The sequence below is a fragment of the Variibacter gotjawalensis genome (assembly GCF_002355335.1).
In the GTDB taxonomy this organism is placed as follows: domain Bacteria; phylum Pseudomonadota; class Alphaproteobacteria; order Rhizobiales; family Xanthobacteraceae; genus Variibacter; species Variibacter gotjawalensis.
Genome location: NZ_AP014946.1, coordinates 627,947 through 648,083, shown reverse-complemented (window position 1 = coordinate 648,083; position 20,137 = coordinate 627,947). Strand labels below are relative to the sequence as shown.

The following is a 20,137-nucleotide window of genomic DNA, read 5'->3' as shown; positions in this document are numbered from 1 at the left end:
ATTAGATGGGCCAGAGCGCGACCGAATGCAACGGCCTCAAACGGCAGCCTCGAAGTCCAGAATGCGCGGTGCATGGCCGGTGGCGGCGAAGAACCGCATCAGGCCGTCTCGGCTGACCGAGGTGGTCATCGTGTTCTGCAGTGGATGGTAGTTCAGAGGTTCGTTGCGCAGCATCGCGGCGTCGAGCAGCACGTTGACCCGGCATTCGGTGTCGTTGATCGCCCCGAACGGGGTGACGGAGCCCGGTTCGACGCCCCAAACCTCGCGCAGGAGGTCGGCCGAGCCGAATGAGAAGCGGCCGGAGGCGCCGACGAGCGTGTGAAGGCTTTTCAGCGGGATCACGGTGTCTTCCTGCGCGACCATCAGGAAAAGAGCGCCCTTCTTGTCCTTGAGGAACAAATTCTTCGTATGGCTGCCGGGAATCGTGCCGCGCAGCGATTTCGACTCCTCGACCGTGAAAACGGCTGGATGCTCGATCGTCGTGTGGGGGATTGCGTGCGAATCGAGGAAGGCGAACAAATCGGCGGGTGTTTTCATCAGCGTCGTTCGGGAAATTCCGGGCCTCTATGACGATTCAGCAAAAAACACGGCACACGGGCTGTTGCAATGCGGCGGCGCATTTGGCATAGGGTGCGGCACGCGACCCCAAGGGGTCACGTTATCCCACGGATGCGGGTGTAGCTCAGGGGTAGAGCACGACCTTGCCAAGGTCGGGGTCGAGGGTTCGAATCCCTTCGCCCGCTCCAATGGTTTGCGCGGCTTGGCCGCGCGTTTTCCTCACATCACGCGAAGGCGACGTCGAGGCTGCGGCTTTCGCGGTTCACGATGCTGCACGACTTGGAAAAGCTGTCGCCCGGGATGCGCAGCTTGAATTGTTGCGGCACCCCGACCGAATCGAACACTTCGATGCGCGCGCCTGTGTCCGACAGCTGACGGACCGTGCAGTCGATCGTCGAATTGCCGGCGTTGAATGAGATCTGGCCGGCTTTCAGCACGCGGCGTGGAATGCTCGGCGCCGGACCTTCGGTGGGCTTCTGCCATTCGACGTAGCAGTTGCGGCCGGCCTTCTTCGCCTCGTAGAGCGCGATGTCGGCGCGGCGCAGCAATTCGTCGATGTCCTTCACGGAGCGATCGAACTGCGCGAGGCCGAAGCTCGCCGTCACGGTGAACGGCTCGTCCTCATAGTCGAACATCACGTTGGCGATTGCGGCGCGCAGCTTTTCGACAACCTCGCGGCTCGCTTCCGGATCGGTGTGCGGCAGCATGACGGCGAATTCCTCGCCGCCGATCCGGCCAAGGATGTCGGCCTTGCGTAATGCTTTCGCGCAGGCCTGCGTGGTGCGGCGCAGGACTTCGTCGCCCTTCGCGTGGCCGAAGCGATCGTTGATCGACTTGAAGTGATCGAGGTCGATCGCGATGCAGGCCGCGCGTGTGCCGTAGCGCTGGCCGAGATTGATGATGCGGTTGGCTTCCGAGTGGAAGCTGCGGCGGGAGAGCAAGCCGGTGAGAGAATCCGTCGATGCGAGCCGGCGCAGGTTGAGCTCGCTCTCGACGATCTGCGCAAGATCCTTCAGCGTCGCGAGATCGGCCTCGCTGAAATCACGCGGCTTGGTGTCGATCGCGCAGAGCGTGCCGATCGGGTAGCCGTCGTCGCTGCGCAGCGGCGCGCCGGCATAGAAGCGCACATGCGGCTCGCCGATGACGAATTGGTTGTCGGCAAAGCGCGGATCCTTCAGCGTGTCCGGCAAGACGAGCGGCGCGTCGGCGCGGATTGCGGCGTAGCAGAGCGCGGGGCCGCGGTCGGTATCGTCGCAGACCATCCCGGCGCTGGATTTGAAATACTGCCGGTGGCCGTCGATGAAGGTGATGTTGGAAATCGGCACGCCGAAGAGGCGCTGGACCAGCCTGGTCACGCGGTCGAACGACTCTTCCGGAACCGAATCCAAGATGTCGTAGCGCTCGAGAGCCTCGAGGCGCGCGCTCTCGGTATCGGGCTCAAAAACGGCATTCGGCGCCAACATCATCTTGGAATCTCCGTACGCAAACGAACATACGGACGATAACGCGCTCGGGTTCTTACGGAGGTTTACAACCGCCGGTATTCATCCGGGAGGGTTGTTAGTCTGTTACTGCGGTGAGGGACTTTTAACCAAAACGTCATGGGTTGGGCCGAGTTGCGGCACTTGACGATGGGATGCGTTCGCGGCGCATATGCGGGCAACAACAACCGGAGGGAATAATGCTGCGCGCTTTTGCCATTGGACTGACCTTGCTGGCCGGGCTCGTGCCCGCAATGGCGCAGCAATATCCGAGCCGGCCGATCAATCTCGTCATTCCGTTTCCGCCGGGCGGAAATACCGACCTGATGGGACGCGCGCTGCAGGAGGCATTGCGCAAGACGCTCAACCAGACCGTCGTGGCGGTGAATAAGGGCGGCGCGTCCGGCACGCTCGGCATTATGGATATCGTGCGCAACGAGCCGGACGGCTACACGATGGCGCTCACGCCGAACAACCCGGTCACGGCGCAGCCGCATATTCAGAAGCCGGTCTGGTCGATGGGCAGCTTCCGCTACATCTGCCTCACCTATTACGCACCTTACGTGCTGATGGCGGCGCCGAATGCGCCGTTCAAGAATGCGCAGGAGATGATCGCCTTCGCCAAGGCAAAGCCGCAGAATCTCGTTTACGGCCATCCGGGCCCGGGCAGCCAGCCGCATCTCGGCATGCTGGCGGTGCTCGGCGCGCTCGGCGTCGATGGTCTCGGCGTTCCGTTCCAGGGCGCCGGCCCGATGGCGCAGGCGATGCTCTCCGACGTCGTGATGGCGATCGTGGAGACGCCGGCGGTCGCGCAAGCCAGCAACCTCAAGATTCTCGCGGCAGTGTCGGAGGAGCGCATCCCGTCGCTGCCGGACGTGCCGACGCTGAAGGAACTCGGCTATCCGGCGGTCGGCTTCACGGCCGGTGGATTGATCGTGCACAAGGACACGCCGGCGCCGGTCGTCGCGACGCTGGAAAAGGCGTGCGCGGATGCGACCGCGAATGCCGAATACAAGGCGATGGTCGAGAGGCTCAACGCGACGCCGCGTTACATGCCGGGCGAGGAATTCCGCAAGCTGTTCGAGGCGGATTCGGCGCGGAATCTCGAAGCGCTGCAGAAGGCCGGGTTGGCGAAGTAAGCGGCGCACGGCGTGTGCGCTCCCTCTCCCGCTTGCGGGAGAGGGTTGGGGTGAGGGCAGGCGGCCGACGCCAACGCTCGAAGCTCCCCTCATCCGGCTCGCGGTTCGCTTCGCGCCGCTCGCCACCTTCTCCCGCAAGCGGGAGAAGGACGGTGCCCCAAGCGACCACCTCGGACATCAATGCGGTTTGTCGCCCGCGAGCGTGACGCGGTGCATCGCGCGCTTGTAGCCGTGATAATCGTTGACCGGGTTATGCAACGCGCAGCGGTTGTCCCAAAAGGCGATCGAGCCGACGCCCCAGGCGAAGCGGCAAGTGAATTCCGGCTTCGTCTGATGCTGTACCAGGAAATTGATGATCGGCCGTGATTCCTCCGGCGTCATGTCGCGGAAGTGCGATGTGTGCGCGACGTTGAGGTACAGCGCCTTGCGGCCGGTTTCCGGATGCGTGCGGACGACGGGATGCTCGCCGACATATTCCTGGCGTGCGTCGTCGCGCTTCATGTCCTTGACGCGGTCTTCGCGCGTTTTCGAAACGTCGGCCATCGCGGACGTGTTCACGGCGATGAGGCCGTCGAGCAAACGCTTCATGCCGTCCGACAGCGTTTCGTAAGCCATGTAGCCGTTGGCGAACAACGTGTCGCCGCCGAAGGGCGGGACTTCGCGCGCGATCAGCATCGTCGCCATCGGCGGCTTCTCGAGATACGACGTATCGGAGTGCCAGACGCCGCCGAAATTCGATTTCTCGTGTTCCAGCTTCACCACCGGGATGATTTCCGGAAAGCCCTCGATGCCTTTGATGAAGGGATACTCGACCACATCGCCGAATTTCTTCGCGAAGGCGAGGAATTGCGCGGGCGGCAGTACCTGATTGCGGAAGAAGATCACGCAGTGATCGAGCCAGGCTTTGCGGATCGCCGCGATGTCGCGTTCGCCGACATCGCCCGAAAGGTCGATGCCGTGGATCTCGGCGCCGATGTTGCCGGCGATGGGGCGGACGTCGATTGCGTTGCTCATCGTTTCCTCGTTTCTTGTTGTGGCGATTATCTCGCTCTCGGTGCTTCCCGGCAAGGCGCGAGATAGTCCGCCCGGCGTAACAGACGCGCGGTTGACAGTTGGAGGCCGATACCTCGAATGTCGCGGTCATCCCGGACGGTGAACGTAGTGAGCCGGTCCGGGATCCATACTCCCGGAAACTCGCGATAGCGCAGGGGTTATGGATCCCGGCTCTCGCAGCTTGCTGCGCAAGCTTCGCTCGGCCGGGATGACGACAGGGATTCTGAGGAAACGAACATGAAGCGTGGATTACGGTCGCGGCTCTCGAAGTACGGCGACGAAGAGTTTGCCTTCTTCCTCCGGCGCGGCTTCCTTAAGGGCGCGGGTTATACCGATGCTGCGCTCGACAAGCCGATCGTCGGCATTCTTTCGACGGCGTCCGATTTCAACCCGTGCCACGCCACCGCAGGCCAACTCGCGGACCGCATCGCGGCCGGCGTGCGTGAAGCCGGTGGCCTGCCGTTCGTCTTCCCGACCATCTCGATCCACGAGAGCTTCTCGTATCCGAATTCGATGCTGCTGCGGAACCTCATGTCGATGGACACCGAGGAGATGCTCAAGGCGCTGCCGCTCGATGCCGCAGTGCTTATCGGCGGCTGCGACAAGACGATTCCGGCCGAGATCATGGGCGCGATTTCGGCCGACATGCCGACGATGATCATTCCGGTCGGGCCGATGCTCGCCGGTCACCACGAGGGCCGCGTGCTCGGCGCCTGCACGGACTGCCGCCGCCTGTGGGGCTCGTTCCGCGCCGGCGAGATCGATCAGGTCGAACTCGATCGCGCGCACGATCACCTGATGCCGACCGCCGGCACCTGCATGGTGATGGGCACGGCGTCGACGATGGCGGCAATCGCCGAAACACTCGGCTTCTCGCTGCCCGGCACATCGACCGCCCCGGCGGTGTCTTCGGAGCGGATGCGCCTCGCGCACGCGACCGGCATGCACGCCGTGACAATGGCGAAAGATGGAAGCCCGCGACCGAGCGAATTCCTGACGCCCGCCTCGTTCCGCAACGCTTCTGCGGTGCTGCAGGCGACAAGTGGTTCGACGAACGGCGTCGTGCATCTTGCCGCGATGGCCGGGCGCGCCGGCATTCGTTACGACCTCGACGAACTCGATCAGCTCGGCCGCGATGTGCCGGTGCTGATCAATCTCAAGCCGGCCGGGCAGCATTTCGCCGAGCATTTCCATGCGGCGGGTTCGGTGCCTGCGCTGTGGCGGCGCATGCGCGATTATCTCGATCTCTCGCAGAAGACCGTGACGGGCGAGACACTCGGCGAGATCGTCGATCGCTGGCCGGCATGGACCGACGACGAGATCATCCGGCCGCTCGATCGCCCGGTGGTCGAAGGCGATGCGATTGCGGTGCTGCGCGGCTCGCTCGCGCCGGATGGTGCGGTGATCAAACTCTCGGCGGCGACGCCGAAGCTGTGTCAGCACGAAGGAACCGCCGTCGTGTTCTCGTCGGTCGCCGATCTCGAAAAGCGCATCGACGATCCGAATCTCGATGTGACACCGGACAGCGTCTTGGTGCTGCAGAATGCGGGGCCGATCGGAGCGCCCGGCATGCCGGAATCCGGCGCGCTGCCGATCCCGAAGAAGCTCGCGACCAAGGGCGTCAAAGACATGGTGCGCATTTCGGACGCGCGCATGAGCGGCACGGCCTTCGGCACTGTCGTGTTGCATGTCGCGCCGGAAGCAGCGGCCGGTGGGCCGCTCGGCCTCGTGCGCGACGGCGATCGCATTCGTTTGGATTCGGCGGGGCGCAAGCTCGACCTTCTGGTCGAGCCCGCCGAACTCGCGCGGCGCAAAGCCGAGTGGAAGCCGCTCGCGCAGCCGAAACGCGGCTATGGACGGCTCTACCACGACCACGTCATGCAATCGAACGAAGGCGCGGATTTCGATTTCTTGCGGGGCGAAGAGGCTTAATCTTCGTAGCCCGGATGAGCGGCGCGAAGCGTGACGCGACATCCGGGGGCGGAATTAGCGGCTGATGCTGATCCCGGATTTTGCTCGGCGTGCGCGCGAAAAGCGCGTCGCCTCGCTGCATCCGGGCTACGGAGTTCGCTACCCACTCATCAGCGCGCGCAGGCGCATCGGCGTGACGGGAAGTTCGCGCACAGCGCCGGGCTTGCCGATCGCATCGTCGATCGCGGCCGCGATGGCGGCGCCGACCGCGTTGGTGCCACCTTCGCCCGCGCCTTTGACGCCGAGTGAATTGAGCGGGCTCGGTGCATCTTCCGAGATGATGACATCGACATGCGGCGTTTCGTGCGCGGTCGGCATCAGATAGTCCGCGAAGGTGACGGAGAGCGGCTCGCCGCGTTCGTCGTAAGCGAATTCCTCGTAGAGCGCGCCGCCGAGGCCTTGTGCAAAACCGCCGACGATTTGGCCTTCGACCAGCATCGGATTGACGGCGCAGCCGATGTCGTAAGCGACGAGATATTTCTCGACCGCGACACCGCCGGTTTCGGCATCGACGCGGACCTGCGCGACGTGAACGCCATACGGATAATTCATGTGGTCGGTGTGGAACCAGCCTTCGGCGTTGAGGCCCGGCGCGCGGTCGCCGCGAATACGCGATGCCGGCAATAACGCGCGCGCGACTTCGCCGATCGGCATCGAGGCGCCGCCGCCCTTGCGCACCACGTCGCCATCGACAATGTCGAGCTGATCCGCGGAGGCCTGCATCAATTCGGCGGCCATTTCGAGCGTCTTGGCTTTGAGGATCGTCGCGGCGCGCTTGGTCGCTTCGCCGGTCATCACGGTGACGCGCGAGGCGAAAGCTCCCATGCCGAATTCGATGCGGTCGGTGCGGCCGTGAATGACGCGGATGTTCGTGTAATCGACGCCAAGCGCATCGGCACAAATTTGCGCCATCACGGTCTCGACGCCCTGTCCGACTGAGGCAGCGCCGGTGACGACTTCGACCGCGCCGCTCGTATCGACGCTGATGCGTACACCGTCAAACGGACCGAGCCCGCTCTTCTCGACGAACATCGCCACGCCGAGGCCGACGTGCTCGCCCTTGGCGCGGCGCGCTTTCAGTTCGGCTTGCGCGGCCGTCCAGGCCATGCCTTGCAGCGCTTTGTCGAGCAGCAGTGGGTAGTCGCCGGAATCGAAAACGACTTCGGTGCCGAGCGTGTCGACGGGACGCGCATATGGCATCGCGCTTTGCGGGAGCAAATTGCGGCGGCGGACTTCGGCGCCGTCGATGCCGATCTTCGCCGCGATGGCGTCAAGCAAGCGCTCGCGCACGAAGGTCGATTCGTAGCGGCCGGGCGCGCGATAGGTGCCGCACGGCGTTTTGTTGGTGAGGCGAATGTGGCCGGCGACGCGATAGGCCGGAACGTTGTACGGGCCGGGCAGCATCGCGGCGGAAAGGTCCGGCACGGTGGCGCCATGGGTGCGCACGTAAGCGCCTTGGTCGTGAAAGAACTCCGCGTCGATGGCAAGGATTTTTCCTTGCGCATCGATTGCGGCCTTGATCGCGTAGTGCTGCTGGCGCGAGTGATTGCACGCGATGAGATTTTCGCGGCGATCCTCGATCCATTTTACGGGGCGACGTAACTTGAGCGCCGCATAGCAGGCGAGAACGTCTTCGGGATACAATTCGCCGCGCACGCCGAAGCCGCCGCCGACATGACCTTCGAGCAAATGCGTTGCGTTGGGCGCGCGGCCGAGCATGCGCGCGAGGGTGTCGCGATTCCAGTGCGGGACTTTGGCGGCGCCGTACATTTCGAGCACGTCGCGCGCCGCGTCGTAACGCGCGATGGCGCCGCGCGTTTCCATCGGTACGCCAGAGTGGCGGCCGGTCGAAAGATCGAGCGCGATGGTCGCGTGCGCTTTGGCGAAAGCCGCGTCGACATCGCCGAAGCCTTTGCGGAGGACGACGACCTCGGTCGCGCGGCCGGACGAGAAGTCGCCGGGTGCGGCGCGTGCATCGAGCAGCGGCGGAAGCTCGTCGATGTCGGCCATCACCATGTCGGCGGCGTCTTCGGCGACGTAAGGATCGTTGGCGAAAACGACCGCGATCGGCTCGCCGACATAGCGCACCATGTCGCCCGCGAGCACGGGCTGTTGATACGGCTCGAGGCCGTCGATCTTAGTCAGACGAACGCCGATCGTCGGCAGTTCGGCGACGTCGGCCGACGTCCAGATCGCGAAGACGCCCGGCAGCGCGCGCGCCTCGGCCGTGTCGATCACGTTGAGTTTGCCATGCGCGACGTGCGAGCGGACGACGCGCATATGCAGCTGATTGGGAAACGAAACGTCGGCGGCGAAACGCCCTTCGCCGCGCAGCAACGGCGGATCTTCGAGCCGCTTGACGGAGCGGCCGACGAAGGGTTTTCGTCCGCTCATTTCGCGCGCATCTCGGCGGCCGCGGCGCGGACTGCCTTGATGATGTTCTGATAGCCGGTGCAGCGGCAGAGGTTGGACGACAAGACGTCGACCAGGTCCTCGTCGCTGATGTCGGGTTCGCGTTCGAGCACACCGGTTGCGAGCATTAGGAATCCGGGCGTGCAGAAGCCGCATTGCAGGCCGTGATGATCCATGAAGGCTTGCTGCAGCGGATGCAGCGTGTCGCCATTCGCGAGGCCTTCGACTGTCCGCACGGCTTTGCCTTCCGCCTGCACGGCGAACATCAGGCACGAGCGCACAGGGGCGCCGTCGACGATGACCGTGCAGGCGCCGCAGACACCGTGCTCGCAGCCGAGATGCGTGCCGGTAAGGCCGCAGTCGTCGCGTAATGTGTCGGCGAGCGTGCGGCGCGGCTCGACGCGGATGTCGTAGTCGCGGCCGTTGACCGCAAGCGTGATGTCGACTTTGTCGGTCATGATCTCTGCTCCGCTGCGCGCAAAGCTGCGCGGATACGTTGCGGTGTTGCGGGGATTTCGGCGACGCTCACGCCGAAAGGCGAGAGCGCATCGTTGATCGCGTTGACGATGGCGGCGGGCGCGCCGATGCCGCCGCCTTCGCCGAGACCTTTGGCTTCCGTGATCGTCGCGGGCGAATAGGTTTCGCGATGGTGCAGTTCGATCGGCGGGATTTCATGCGCGGTCGGCGGCATGAAATCGGCGAGCGTCGACGTGAGGATGTTGCCGGTCTCGTCGTAGACGATCTCTTCGTAGAGCGCGTTGCCGATGCCTTGCGCGACGCCGCCGTGGATCTGGCCGTCCGCGATCATCGGGTTGATGATGCGGCCTGCGTCTTCGGCGACGAGATATTTCTCGATCTTCACGCCACCGGTTTCGATGTCGACTTCGACGATCGCGACATGGCAGGCGTTGGAGAATGTGCCGCCCGGATCGTAGGTCGCGGTCTCGGCAAGGCCGGGCACGAAGTCCTTCTGAAACTGATGCGCGCCGTGATAGGCGGCGCGCGCGAGATCGCGAATTGGGATTGTGCGATCGGTGCCGGCGACTTTCGCGTTGCCGTCTTCGAGCACGATATCTTCGGGTGCGGCTTCTAGGAAGTGCCCGGCGATCTGCAGCAGCTTTACGCGCACTTTGCGCGCCGCGAGTACCGACGCGCCACCCGCGATGACGAGCGAACGGCTGGCGAATGTGCCGAAGCCGTAGGGCGTGCGGTCGGTGTCGCCGTGCACGACGCGAATGCGATTCGGGTTGATGCCGAGCTGGTCGGCGACAATCTGTGACAACGTCGTGCGCAGGCCTTGGCCATGTGGGGACGCGCCGATTTTGAGTTCCACAAAGCCGGACGGGTCCATCGCCATCTCGACCTGCTCCCAGCCGGGCGTGATGCCCATGCCGCGCGCCGCGAAAGCGGGCGTGCCGTAGCCGGTGCGTTCCGAGAAGGTGCCGAAACCAAGGCCGAGATATTTCCCCTTGGCGCGCGCGGCCTTCTGGCGGACGCGGAAGGCCGGGACATCGATCGCTTTCGCCGCCATCTCCAGCGTTTCGCGATAGCTCGCTTCGTCGAAGACGAGGCCGGTCGCCGACGTGTAGGGAAATGCCGCAATGAGATTCTTGCGGCGGATGTCGACCGGATCGATGCCGAGTTCGCATGCGGCCTTGTCCATCAATAGTTCGAGCACGAAGGTGATGCTCGGGCGCGAAACGCCGCGATACGGCGCGATCGGGCACGTATGCGTCGCGACGCCGCGCGAGCGGCAGGCGTAAGCCCGGAAATCGTAAGGCCCCGGCAGCTCGGCCATCGCCATCAAGGGTTCGACGCCGCATGTCGTCGGGAAGCACGAATAGGCGCCGATGTTGGCAACGATATCGCCGGACAGCGCAAGGAGTTTGCCGTCCGCGTCGAAGGCGCCTTCGAGGCTGAGTTGCTGATCGCGGCTGTGGTAGCTCGCGATGAGATTCTCGCGGCGATCTTCCGTCCAAGCAATCGACGTACGCAGGCGGCGCGCGAGGAAAACCAGCATCACGTATTCGGGCGACACCGACATCTTCTGCCCGAAGCCGCCGCCGACATCCGGCGCGATGACGCGGAGTTCCGACTCCGGCATGTCGAGCGCATCGCACACCGTCGTGCGGAAGAGATGCGGCATTTGGCTCGTGCAGGTGAGCGTGACGCGGCCGGTCGAGGGATCGAACGACGCGTGACCCGCACGCGCCTCCATCGGCGTTGCGTTCTGACGGCGCGAGCGCGCGTCAATGCGCACGATCTTCGCGGCTTTCGCCCATGTTGCGTCGAAGTCCGGCGTCTTCACGATGCCTTCGACGATGACATTACGGGGCGCTTCGTCATGCACCAGTGGTGCGTTGTCGCCGAGCGCTTCGTCCGCTGTGACGAGCGCATCGAGCGTTTCGATGTCGAGTTCGACCTGGTCGGCAAAATCTTCGGCTTCGGCGTCGGTCCTACCGAGGATCGCGGCGACTGGCTCGCCGACGAAGCGCACGACATCGCGCGCAAGAATCGGCTGCGCGATCGGGCGATAGTTGAATTTGTGCAGCATCGGCTGGATCGGCTTCACGGCGGCAAGATCCGCCGCCGTGAACATGCGCGCGCCCTCAGGCGCTTCGATCTTGACGATACGCCCGGACGCGAGCGGCGAGCGCACGAAGCGCACGAAATGGTCGGCTTTGAGGTCGGCCGTGAAGCGGCCCTGTCCGCGCACCAGCGCGGGATCTTCGACGCGGCGGAGCGACCGCCCGACCCAGCGCCCATCGGCGAGATGGACCGGGGCGTCCGTCATGCCACTTTCGCTCCGGACGCGCGTTCGAGCGCGCGGCGCGCGACGGCGCGGACGAGATCGCGGCGAAAGGCGGCGTCGGCCTGCAGGTCTTCGAGCGGATCGATGGCTTCGGCGGCGGCTTCGGCGGCTGCGCGGAAAGCTTTGTCCGACGGCGCTTTGCCTTCGAGTTCGGCTTCGGCTTCCGCCATGCGGCGCGGTGATGCTTCGGCGCCGCCGAGACCGAGGCGAACGCCGGTCATCACGCCGTTTTCGATGCGGTAGGTCGTGAGTGCCGCCGCCATTGCGTAATCGCCGGCGCGGCGGCTGAATTCGTAGAAGCCGTGGTGTGTGTCGGCGGAAAGCAGCGGCAGGCGCGCCGCGACGAGCATGTCGCCTTCCTCCAGCGCGGTGGTCATGATGCCTTGGAAGAAGTCCTCGGCCGCGATCTCGCGGCTGCCGTCCGCGTTGCGCACCACCATCGTGGCGCCGAGCGTCGCGGCGGTGAGGCACCATTCGGACGACGGGTCGGCATGCGCGAGGCTGCCGCAGAATGTGCCGCGCTGGCGGATCGGGTAATGCGCGATGTGGCGGACCACGAAGGCGAGGAGTTTGCCGAGCGGTCCTTTGGTGACCGGTTGATGGAATGCGGCGTGGCGGACCCCGGCGCCGATGACGAGGGCGTCGGCGGTTGTCTCGATCTTGGCGATTTCGGCGATGCCGTTGATGTCGACGAGGTGGCCGGGCCGCGCCATGCGGAAGGCCATCGTGGGAACCAGGCTTTGGCCGCCTGCGAGAATTCGCCCATCGTCCGCTGCCGTTTCGGCCAGCAGCGCCACGGCCTCATCGACCGTCTTGGGCGCGTGATAGACGAAAGAGGCTGGCTTCATAGCGTTCCCATCGGACCGAAGCTGGCAATATTTGTTTGTATGCTAACAATTCCGGGCAGGGTGTCAACGCGCTTTGCCTAAGGGCGAGGCGATCACAAAGATGCCCAGCGCTCAAGCACTTCGCAGGCGCGGTAGCCGACATGGGCGTCCAGTTTCTGCGCCGTTTCGTTGACGGCGCTGATCTCGCCATCCTGGAAAATCGACTTCGCATCGCCGATGCGCGCCGAACCCCCCGCCACCGTGAAGGCCGCGATGCCGCGCCGGTCGAGTGCGGACAAGCGCGTGATACCGGCGTCGTCGATGCCGATGCCGGCATCGTGGAACACCGCCGCAAAGCCCTCAGTGCGCAGCGCCATCGCGGGATTTCCGCCGACGAGGCCGCCATGCGAGCCCGTGACGATGATCTGCCCGGCATCCTCCGGCTTCACCATCGCGGCGGAGTCGATGAGGATAATCCGGCGGTTGCCGCCGGTTGCGGCCTCGGTCCGGCCTTCGCCGATCGGCGGCGGCTCCTTGTGGCGTGGGCGCGTCATCCGCAGCAGGCCGGCGGCTTCCGCGCAGGACATGCCGGCCGTAACGTCAACATCGACTGCGAAGCCGTTGACCCGGCTGATGACGCCGCGGGCGACCATGTCGGCGGTATCGCCGATGCGGCAGGAGAGGTTGGAGACCGTCGCAGCCGCGATGCCGAGCGCTTCGAGATAGGCCAGCGAGCCGACGCCGGCCTCGTCGCGGCCGACGCCCGCGTCGTTGAAGATCACGGCGCGGACCTTGGCCTTGGCGGCGAGGTAGCCCGGGTAGACGCCACCATGCGAGCCGGACAGGATCACGGCGCCGTCGGCCTCCGGCGGCAGCTTCGTGATGGTGTCGGCGGCGATGACGCCCGGCGGCAACGGCATGATTGTCAGACCTTCGGCGAGGTTGCGCGCAACGCTATGCGCCCGTAAGACACGCGGCAAGTTAGCTAAGCGCGGCAATGGTCGAAGCCTTGCGATTCTAGCGTCCTCTCCCCCGCTTGCGGGGGAGAGTTAGAGAGGGGGCTCTTTGCCGGTCGGCCATCCCCCTCCCCAACCCTCCCCCGCAAGCGGGAGAGGGGGCGCGCCGAGTTCGGGGCAGAAGCCAGCGAGAACGCGCAGGATCACGGAAACGCTTGCGTCGCATGACCCGCAACATCGATCTCGCGCGCCTTGCCGAGCATCATCGCGTGATGGTGCGCATTCGCGCTTTCGAGGAAACCGCCAAACAGGGCCTCGACGAAAAGCTCGTGCTCGGCGCGATCCATCTGTCGATCGGACAAGAGGCGGTGGCGACCGGCGTCTGCCTCAATCTCAATCGCGACGACATTCTCCTCTCGACGCATCGCGGCCACGGCCACACGATCGCCAAAGGCGCGGACTCGACCGCGATGATGCGCGAACTGTTCGGGCGCGAGGGCGGCAATTGCGGCGGCAAGGGCGGCTCGATGCATATCGCCGATTTCGGCGTCGGCATGCTCGGCGCGAACGGTGTCGTCAGCGCGAATATCGTGATCGCGGTCGGCGCCGCGCATGCGATCAAACTCCGGCGCGAGAACCGCGTTGTGTGCTGCATGTTCGGCGACGGCGCGATCAATCGCGGGCCGTTTCTCGAAGGGCTCAATTGGGCCGGTGTGTTCAATCTGCCGGTGCTGTTCGTCTGCGAGGACAACGGATTTGCCGCGACGACGCGCACGCGCACGATGACGTCCGGCGACGGACCGCTGGCGCGCGCGAAAGCACTCGGCATTCCGGGCGTCACGGTCGACGGCAACGATGTGCTGGCGGTGGAAGAGGCGACGCGCTCGCTGCTCGACGATGTGCGCAGCGGCAAGGGAGCGCGCTTCCTGCATGCGGTGACGTATCGTTTGACGGGACACACCGCGGTCGATCCGGCGGCGTATCGGCAGAAGCAAGAAGTCGACGAGAAATGGCAGTCGGACCCGATCGCGCGCGTCGAGGCGCTGCTCGGCGATGCGCATTCGGCCGGAATCACAAAGGCGCGCGAGGACGCGCTGCGCGAAATGCAGAACGCACTCAACGTTGCGCGCGACACGCCGTATCCGGATGTCTCCCAGGCATTTGCGGATGTGCAGGACATCGGCGATCCGCGCAAGGAGGCGTTCTGATGGGAACGCTGACATATATCGAGGCGGGGCGGCGCGCGCTGGCGGAAGAGATGCGGCGCGACGCGAATGTGTGGGCGGTCGGCGAAGATCTCGGCCGTGGCGGCGTGTTCGGCCAGTATCGCGGGCTTGTCGACGAGTTCGGCGCGGATCGCATTTCAGACGCGCCGATCTCGGAAGCCTGCATCATGGGCGCGGCGGTCGGCGCCGCGATGATGGGCACCCGCCCGGTGGTCGAGATGCGCTTCTCGGATTTCGCACTCTGCGCGATCGATGAACTCGTGAATCAAGCCGCGAAAGCCCGCTTCATGTTCGGTGGGCAGACGCGGGTGCCGCTGGTCGCGCGCGAGCCGATCGGGATGTGGCGCTCCTCCGCCGCGCAACATTCGCAATCGCTCGAAGCGTGGTACGCGCATATTCCGGGACTCGTCGTCGCGTGTCCGGCGACGCCGGCCGACAACCTCGGCATGCTGAAAGCCGCGATCCGCTGTGACGATCCGGTCGTCTATATGGAGCACAAAAATCTCTGGCCGCTCGAAGGCGAGGTGCCGGACGGCGAGCATCTGGTGAATTTCGGCGAAGCGCGCATCGTGCGCGAGGGCCGCGACGTCACGATCGTCACGTGGTCCGCGCAGGTGCATAACTGCGCCGCGGCGGCCGAGGCGCTGGAGAAAGACGGCATCGCGGCGGAGGTCATCGACCTTCGCACGCTGTGGCCGTGGGACAAGGATGCGGTGCTCAAGAGTGTCGGCAACACCGGGCGTCTGCTGGTCGTGCAGGAAGCCGTATCGGTCGCCGGCTTCGGCGCCGAGATCGCCGCGACGGTGGCGGAGCGCGCATACAAATCGCTCAAAGCGCCGGTGAAACGATTGGGCGCGCCGCGCGCGCCGATCAGCTATGCTCCGCCGCTGGAGCAGGCCGTGACGGTGCGCCAAGACGCCGTGGTCGAAGCCGCCAAGAAACTGATGACGTTCTAAAGGGAGGAACTATGAAGACCGCACTCAAAGTGACTTTGGGCCTCGTCGCTGCGCTGGCGCTGATCGCGCCCGCGAGCGCTCAGACCTACAAGCCTGAGTACAAGATCTCGACCGTCGTCGGCGCACCGTTCCCGTGGGGCCTGATGGCCGAACGCTGGGCGACGATCGTGAAGGACAAGTCCGGCGGCAAGATCAATATGAAGGTCTATCCGGGCGCTTCGTTGGTCGGTGGCGACCAGACGAAGGAATTCACCGCGATGCGCCAGGGCGTCATCGATATGGCGGTGGGCTCGACGATCAATTGGTCGCCGCAGGTCGCGGAGCTGAACCTGTTCTCGCTGCCGTTCCTGATGCCGGATCACAAAGCGATCGACGCGATCACGCAGGGACCGGCCGGCAAGAAGATCTTCGAGATCATTGGGTCGAAAGACGTGGTGCCGCTCGCCTGGGGCGAAAACGGTTTCCGCGAAATCTCGAACTCGAAGCGCGACGTGAAGAAGCCGGAAGACCTCAAGGGCCTGAAGATCCGCGTCGTCGGCTCGCCGCTCTACAACGAGACGTTTACGGCACTCGGCGCTAACCCGACGCAGATGAGCTGGGCGGACGCGCAGCCGGCGCTGTCGACCGGCGCTGTCGACGGGCAGGAAAATCCGCTGACGATCTTCACGGTCGCCAAGCTGCACACAGTCGGCCAGAAGCACGTCACGCTGTGGGGCTATGTCGCCGATCCGCTGATCTTCGCGGTGTCGAAGCCGGTGTGGGACACGTTCTCGCCGGCCGATCAGCAGATCTTGCGTGAGGCGGCTGTCGACGCCGCGAAGTATGGCGTCGAGATCGCGCGTAAGGGCATTACGGCGGCCGATCCTTCGGTGCTGAAAGAGATCGAGGGCCTTGGCGTTACGATCACGCGTCTGACGCCGGAAGAGCAGAAGGCATTCCAGGCGGCGACGAAGCCGGTCTACGACAAGTGGAAGGCCCGCATCGGCGCCGACCTCGTGACGCAGGCCGAGAAGTCGGTCGCGGCGCGATAGCTCGAACCGTTTCGTTGTCTTTTCCCTCTCCCGCTTGCGGTCTGCTCGCCCTCACCCTAGCCCTCTCCCGGTTCGCGAAGCGAACCCTGCGGGAGAGGGGACGCTGGAGGCGAAGCGCCTCGGAACTGTGAAGCCTTCGGAATGTCGAACGAACCCGATCCACTGTTGATGAATCAAGAGCCGCCCGTGCGGGTGCCGCTCACGTTCGAGCGCGTCGTCGCGGCGCTCGCGATGGGTGCGCTCTGTCTCATCACGCTCGGCAACGTTTTTGCGCGGTATCTCACGAATTACTCGTTCGCCTTCACGGAAGAATTCTCCATCGCGTTGATGGTCGTCGTCACCATGCTGGGCGCGAGCATCGCGACGGCGGCCGACCGCAACATCCGCATCACGTGGTTCGCGAATATGCTGCCGCCAGCGGGACGGCGCGTCGCTGAAGTTATTTCTTCTCTCGCGATCATCACGATGTTCGGTCTGCTCGTCTGGCTCGGTGGCCGTCTCGTCTGGGACGAGTATCGCTTCGAAGTCACATCGCCGGGTCTCGGCGAACCGCAGTGGGTTTACACGCTGGCGCTGCCGTTGCTCGCCGCTGCCGTCATCGGCCGTGCGATCGGGCACCTGGTTCGTGTGTGGCGTGCACGCAAAGTGCCGAAGCATGAGAGCGTGGAGCCGATATGATTACGGCGGCGCTGTTTCTCTGCTTCCTGCTGCTGTTCATCGCCGGAACGCCGGTCGGTGTTGCGCTCGGCCTTGCGGGTTGTCTCGCAATCTTCATGGCCGATCTCGGCCTGATGGCGGCGCCGACGAACGCCTATACGGGCATCGCAAAATATCCGCTGCTCGCCGTGCCGATGTTCGTTCTGGTCGGCGCGATCTTCGATCGCTCCGGCGTGGCGCTGCGGCTGGTGAATTTCACGTCCGCGATCGTCGGGCGCCGCGCGGGTTCGCTCGCAGCCGTGACCGTGATCGTCTCGATGTTCCTCGGCGGCATCTCGGGCTCGGGTCCGGCGAATGCCGCGGCCGTCGGAGGCGCGATGATCGGTGCGCTATCGCGCGCCGGATATCCGCGCGCCTTCTCGGCGAGCGTGATCGGCGCTGCCGCCGCGACCGACATTCTCATTCCGCCGTCGATCGCGCTGATCATCTATTCGGTGCTGGTGCCGCAAGCGTCCGTACCGGCGCTGTTCGCAGCCGGCATGATCCCGGGCATTCTCGCCGGCATCGCGCTGATCGTGCCGGTGCTGTACGTGTCGAAGAAGAACGGCTTCGGCCTCGCCGAGAAGGACCTGCCGCGGCCACCGTTCTGGAAATCCTTCCGCGAAGCCATCTGGGGTTTGCTCGCGCCGGTGCTGATCCTCGGCGGCATGCGCGCCGGTTGGTTCACGCCGACCGAAGCCGCCGTGATGGCTGTGCTCTACGGTTTGTTCGTCGGCTTCGTGATTTATCGCTCCCTCACGCTCCGCGACGTTTACGAGATGTTCGTCGAGGCGGCGGAGATTTCCGGCGTGATTCTTATCGTCGTCGCGCTGGCGGCGATCTTCGGCTGGGCGGGCTCGACGCTCGGTGTGTTCGATCACGCGGCGAATGCGATCGTTGCGACCGGCGGCAATCAATACGTCATTCTCACGCTACTCATCATTATGCTGATAGTGATCGGCATGTTCCTCGATGGCGTGTCGACGTTCTTGATCCTGCTGCCCTTGCTGATGCCGATCGCCAACAAGTTCGGCTGGGACCCGGTGTGGTTCGGCGTGCTGCTCACGCTGAAGATCGCGATCGGCCAGTTCACGCCGCCCATGGCCGTCAATCTGATGGTCTCCTGCCGCATCGCAGGTGTGCCGATGGAATCCACGCTGCGTTGGGTTTTCCCGATGATCGCGTCGATGTTCGTCGTGCTCATCTTGATGGTGATCTTCCCGGAAATCGCGCTGTGGCTGCCACGCGTGCTCGGATATCTCTAAAGGACAAGACATGACCACGAACGAAATGACGGGTGGTGAAGCACTCGCGCGCATGATCCAAGCTTTCCGCGGCGGGCCGATGTTCGGCATGGGCGGCTTCCAACTGCTGCCGTTCTACGACGCGGCGCGCCGCTTGAAGCTCGCGCATCATCTCATCAACGACGAGCGCGCCGGCATCTTCGCGGCGGACGCTTACGCCAAAGTCTCGGGCCGTCCAGGTCTCGTCGACGCGACGCTCGGGCCGGGCGCGACGAACCTCGTCACGGGTTTGGTCGAGGCGCTGAATGCGGGCTCGCCGATGGTCGTCGTGATCGGCGACGCGCATCGTCAACATGCGTGGAAGAACATGACGCAAGAGGCGCGGCAGAGCGATATCCTGCGCCCGGCGTGTAAAGAGCTCATTCGCGTCGAGCACACGTCGCGCATTCCGGAATTCATCCGCCGCGCCTTCACGGTGGCGACGACGGGGCGGCCGGGTCCGGTGGTTGTCGCGATCCCCGAAGATGTGTGTCACGGCACGCACGGCTTCGAGGACAAGGATTTCGAGATCGACGCGATTTACGAGGCGGCGCCCGCGCTGCGCTGCCGGCCCGACGCGACGATGCTCGCGCGCGCGGCGGATATTCTGAAGAGCGCGCAGCGGCCGATCATACTCGCGGGCGGCGGCGTGCATCTTTCGGGCGCTGCTGAAACGCTGACGACGTTCGCGCGCGATGCAGCGATACCGGTCGCGCATACGATGAGCGGTAAGGGCGCCGTGCCATGCATCGATCCGATCTCGGCCGGACTGTTCGGCCGTTACGATCGCATTGCCAACAAGCTGATCGAAGAATCCGACGCGATCCTCGTCGTCGGCTGCAAGCTCGGCGAGATCGCGACGAAGCGCTACACGGTGCCGCCGCCCGGCAAGACGATTATCCATCTCGATATCGTCGCGGAAGAGATCGGCCGCACGGCTGAGCCGCAGGTCGCGCTGTGGGGCGATGCGCGTGCCGGTATCGAAGATTTGCACGCGGCGCTGAAGGATGCGGCCGGCAAGATGCGCGAAGCGCGCGCAGGCTACTTGAAGGACGTTGCGGAGCGTATGGCGAAGTGGCGCGAGAGCGTGCGCGAGCGTTACGAGTCGACGGAGGTTCCGGTTTCGATGGGCCGGATGATCGGTGAGCTTAACAAGCTGATGCCGAAGGATGCGCTCCTCGTCGCCGACGGCGGGTTTGCGGCGCATTGGGCGGGCTTGCTCTACGACACGAAGCAGGCGGGGCGCGGCTTCGTGCCGGATCGCGGCTTCGCGTCGATCGGTTACGGTCTGCCGGGCGCGATGGGGGCGGCGCTAGCGGCCCCGGATCGCAAAGTTGTCGCGATCACGGGTGACGGCGGCTTCAACATGATGCTCGGCGAACTCGAGACGGCACGCCGCCTCGGCGTCAACATCGCGATCATCGTCGTGAACAACGCGGCGTCCGGGTATGTGAAGGCGCTGCAGCACCTGATGTATGGTGCGGGCAACTATCACGCGTCCGATCTCGCCGAGACGAATTACGCGAGGGTTGCCGAAGCGCTCGGCGTCACCGGTATTCGCGTCGAGGCGCCGGATCAGATGGGGCCCGCGATCACGAAGGCGTTCGCGACGAAGGGCCCGGTGATCCTCGATGTTGTCGTGACGCGCGATCCGGCAAAGATGCTGCCGGCAGTCGACAACCGCACCGTGCAGGTCAAGAAAGGCGACCGAGTCGCCTAAGACTACCTAACAATTA

The 20,137-nt window shown here is 64.8% G+C and carries 16 protein-coding genes and 1 tRNA gene; 9 read left to right on the top strand and 8 right to left on the bottom strand.

From position 1 onward, the window contains the following. Positions 1 to 36 precede the first annotated feature (36 nt). Positions 37 to 537, bottom strand: coding sequence for a prolyl-tRNA synthetase associated domain-containing protein (locus tag GJW30_RS03195; protein WP_096351555.1), 501 nt, complete (start codon positions 535 to 537; stop codon positions 37 to 39). Positions 538 to 671: 134 nt separating this feature from the next. Between GJW30_RS03195 and GJW30_RS03190 the strand changes: the two genes are divergently transcribed. Next, a tRNA-Gly gene (locus tag GJW30_RS03190) sits at positions 672 to 746 on the top strand. A 36-nt stretch (positions 747 to 782) separates the two neighbouring features. Here GJW30_RS03190 and GJW30_RS03185 read toward each other — a convergent pair. Further along, positions 783 to 2,024, bottom strand: coding sequence for a GGDEF domain-containing protein (locus GJW30_RS03185; RefSeq protein WP_245408638.1), 1,242 nt, complete (start codon positions 2,022 to 2,024; stop codon positions 783 to 785). Between the two features lie 215 nt (positions 2,025 to 2,239). Between GJW30_RS03185 and GJW30_RS03180 the strand changes: the two genes are divergently transcribed. Then, entirely contained in the window at positions 2,240 to 3,178 is a 939-nt protein-coding gene (locus GJW30_RS03180; RefSeq protein ID WP_157746676.1) for a Bug family tripartite tricarboxylate transporter substrate binding protein, read from the top strand. A 177-nt stretch (positions 3,179 to 3,355) separates the two neighbouring features. Here the strand turns inward: GJW30_RS03180 and GJW30_RS03175 are convergent, their stop codons facing one another. After that, positions 3,356 to 4,192, bottom strand: coding sequence for a TauD/TfdA dioxygenase family protein (locus tag GJW30_RS03175; RefSeq protein ID WP_096351549.1), 837 nt, complete (start codon positions 4,190 to 4,192; stop codon positions 3,356 to 3,358). A 276-nt stretch (positions 4,193 to 4,468) separates the two neighbouring features. Between GJW30_RS03175 and GJW30_RS03170 the strand changes: the two genes are divergently transcribed. Further along, the gene (locus tag GJW30_RS03170) at positions 4,469 to 6,163 is read left to right on the top strand and encodes a dihydroxy-acid dehydratase (protein ID WP_096351546.1); all 1,695 of its coding nucleotides are present in this window, start codon (positions 4,469 to 4,471) and stop codon (positions 6,161 to 6,163) included. Between the two features lie 138 nt (positions 6,164 to 6,301). Here GJW30_RS03170 and GJW30_RS03165 read toward each other — a convergent pair whose 3' ends face one another. The 5 genes from GJW30_RS03165 to GJW30_RS03145 form a co-directional block, all read right to left on the bottom strand. Continuing rightward, the gene (locus GJW30_RS03165; RefSeq protein WP_096351543.1) at positions 6,302 to 8,596 is read right to left on the bottom strand and encodes a xanthine dehydrogenase family protein molybdopterin-binding subunit; all 2,295 of its coding nucleotides are present in this window, start codon (positions 8,594 to 8,596) and stop codon (positions 6,302 to 6,304) included. Continuing rightward, positions 8,593 to 9,072: a (2Fe-2S)-binding protein gene (locus GJW30_RS03160; protein ID WP_096351540.1), complete on the bottom strand. Its 480-nt coding sequence runs from the start codon at positions 9,070 to 9,072 to the stop codon at positions 8,593 to 8,595. Before GJW30_RS03160 ends, GJW30_RS03165 begins: the two co-directional genes overlap by 4 nt. Continuing rightward, positions 9,069 to 11,408 (bottom strand): xanthine dehydrogenase family protein molybdopterin-binding subunit, encoded by a 2,340-nt coding sequence (locus tag GJW30_RS03155; RefSeq protein WP_096351537.1) that lies wholly within the window; start codon positions 11,406 to 11,408, stop codon positions 9,069 to 9,071. The genes GJW30_RS03160 and GJW30_RS03155 overlap by 4 nt, the downstream gene beginning before the upstream one ends. Further along, positions 11,405 to 12,274 (bottom strand): FAD binding domain-containing protein, encoded by an 870-nt coding sequence (locus GJW30_RS03150; protein WP_096351534.1) that lies wholly within the window; start codon positions 12,272 to 12,274, stop codon positions 11,405 to 11,407. The genes GJW30_RS03155 and GJW30_RS03150 overlap by 4 nt, the downstream gene beginning before the upstream one ends. Positions 12,275 to 12,366: 92 nt before the next feature. After that, on the bottom strand, positions 12,367 to 13,173 hold the full coding sequence (locus GJW30_RS03145) for a hypothetical protein (RefSeq protein ID WP_096358628.1): 807 nt from the start codon (positions 13,171 to 13,173) through the stop codon (positions 12,367 to 12,369). A 260-nt stretch (positions 13,174 to 13,433) separates the two neighbouring features. On the opposite strand from GJW30_RS03145, the gene GJW30_RS03140 reads away from it, so the two are divergent. The 6 genes from GJW30_RS03140 (at position 13,434) to GJW30_RS03115 (ending at position 20,121) form a co-directional block, all read left to right on the top strand. Further along, positions 13,434 to 14,417 (top strand): thiamine pyrophosphate-dependent dehydrogenase E1 component subunit alpha, encoded by a 984-nt coding sequence (locus GJW30_RS03140; RefSeq protein WP_096351531.1) that lies wholly within the window; start codon positions 13,434 to 13,436, stop codon positions 14,415 to 14,417. Further along, positions 14,417 to 15,391 carry an alpha-ketoacid dehydrogenase subunit beta gene (locus GJW30_RS03135; protein WP_096351529.1) on the top strand — a complete coding sequence of 325 codons (975 nt, stop codon included), beginning with the start codon at positions 14,417 to 14,419 and terminating at the stop codon, positions 15,389 to 15,391. The genes GJW30_RS03140 and GJW30_RS03135 overlap by 1 nt, the downstream gene beginning before the upstream one ends. A gap of 11 nt (positions 15,392 to 15,402) precedes the next feature. Further along, positions 15,403 to 16,422: a DctP family TRAP transporter solute-binding subunit gene (locus tag GJW30_RS03130; RefSeq protein ID WP_096351526.1), complete on the top strand. Its 1,020-nt coding sequence runs from the start codon at positions 15,403 to 15,405 to the stop codon at positions 16,420 to 16,422. Between the two features lie 141 nt (positions 16,423 to 16,563). Continuing rightward, positions 16,564 to 17,100: a TRAP transporter small permease gene (locus tag GJW30_RS03125; RefSeq protein ID WP_096351525.1), complete on the top strand. Its 537-nt coding sequence runs from the start codon at positions 16,564 to 16,566 to the stop codon at positions 17,098 to 17,100. Then, positions 17,097 to 18,383 (top strand): TRAP transporter large permease, encoded by a 1,287-nt coding sequence (locus GJW30_RS03120; RefSeq protein ID WP_096351522.1) that lies wholly within the window; start codon positions 17,097 to 17,099, stop codon positions 18,381 to 18,383. The genes GJW30_RS03125 and GJW30_RS03120 overlap by 4 nt, the downstream gene beginning before the upstream one ends. A 10-nt stretch (positions 18,384 to 18,393) precedes the next feature. After that, positions 18,394 to 20,121, top strand: coding sequence for a thiamine pyrophosphate-binding protein (locus GJW30_RS03115; protein ID WP_096351519.1), 1,728 nt, complete (start codon positions 18,394 to 18,396; stop codon positions 20,119 to 20,121). Positions 20,122 to 20,137 lie beyond the last annotated feature (16 nt).

Coding starts and splice junctions, on each gene's coding strand:
- GJW30_RS03185 (WP_245408638.1), bottom strand. CDS start 2,024: ATGATGTTGGCGCCGAATGCCGTTTTTGAGCCCGATACCGAGAGCGCG.
- GJW30_RS03120 (WP_096351522.1), top strand. CDS start 17,097: ATGATTACGGCGGCGCTGTTTCTCTGCTTCCTGCTGCTGTTCATCGCC.
- GJW30_RS03195 (WP_096351555.1), bottom strand. CDS start 537: ATGAAAACACCCGCCGATTTGTTCGCCTTCCTCGATTCGCACGCAATC.
- GJW30_RS03115 (WP_096351519.1), top strand. CDS start 18,394: ATGACCACGAACGAAATGACGGGTGGTGAAGCACTCGCGCGCATGATC.
- GJW30_RS03125 (WP_096351525.1), top strand. CDS start 16,564: ATGTCGAACGAACCCGATCCACTGTTGATGAATCAAGAGCCGCCCGTG.
- GJW30_RS03165 (WP_096351543.1), bottom strand. CDS start 8,596: ATGAGCGGACGAAAACCCTTCGTCGGCCGCTCCGTCAAGCGGCTCGAA.
- GJW30_RS03145 (WP_096358628.1), bottom strand. CDS start 13,173: ATGCCGTTGCCGCCGGGCGTCATCGCCGCCGACACCATCACGAAGCTG.
- GJW30_RS03150 (WP_096351534.1), bottom strand. CDS start 12,274: ATGAAGCCAGCCTCTTTCGTCTATCACGCGCCCAAGACGGTCGATGAG.
- GJW30_RS03170 (WP_096351546.1), top strand. CDS start 4,469: ATGAAGCGTGGATTACGGTCGCGGCTCTCGAAGTACGGCGACGAAGAG.
- GJW30_RS03140 (WP_096351531.1), top strand. CDS start 13,434: ATGACCCGCAACATCGATCTCGCGCGCCTTGCCGAGCATCATCGCGTG.
- GJW30_RS03180 (WP_157746676.1), top strand. CDS start 2,240: ATGCTGCGCGCTTTTGCCATTGGACTGACCTTGCTGGCCGGGCTCGTG.
- GJW30_RS03160 (WP_096351540.1), bottom strand. CDS start 9,072: ATGACCGACAAAGTCGACATCACGCTTGCGGTCAACGGCCGCGACTAC.
- GJW30_RS03135 (WP_096351529.1), top strand. CDS start 14,417: ATGGGAACGCTGACATATATCGAGGCGGGGCGGCGCGCGCTGGCGGAA.
- GJW30_RS03175 (WP_096351549.1), bottom strand. CDS start 4,192: ATGAGCAACGCAATCGACGTCCGCCCCATCGCCGGCAACATCGGCGCC.
- GJW30_RS03130 (WP_096351526.1), top strand. CDS start 15,403: ATGAAGACCGCACTCAAAGTGACTTTGGGCCTCGTCGCTGCGCTGGCG.
- GJW30_RS03155 (WP_096351537.1), bottom strand. CDS start 11,408: ATGACGGACGCCCCGGTCCATCTCGCCGATGGGCGCTGGGTCGGGCGG.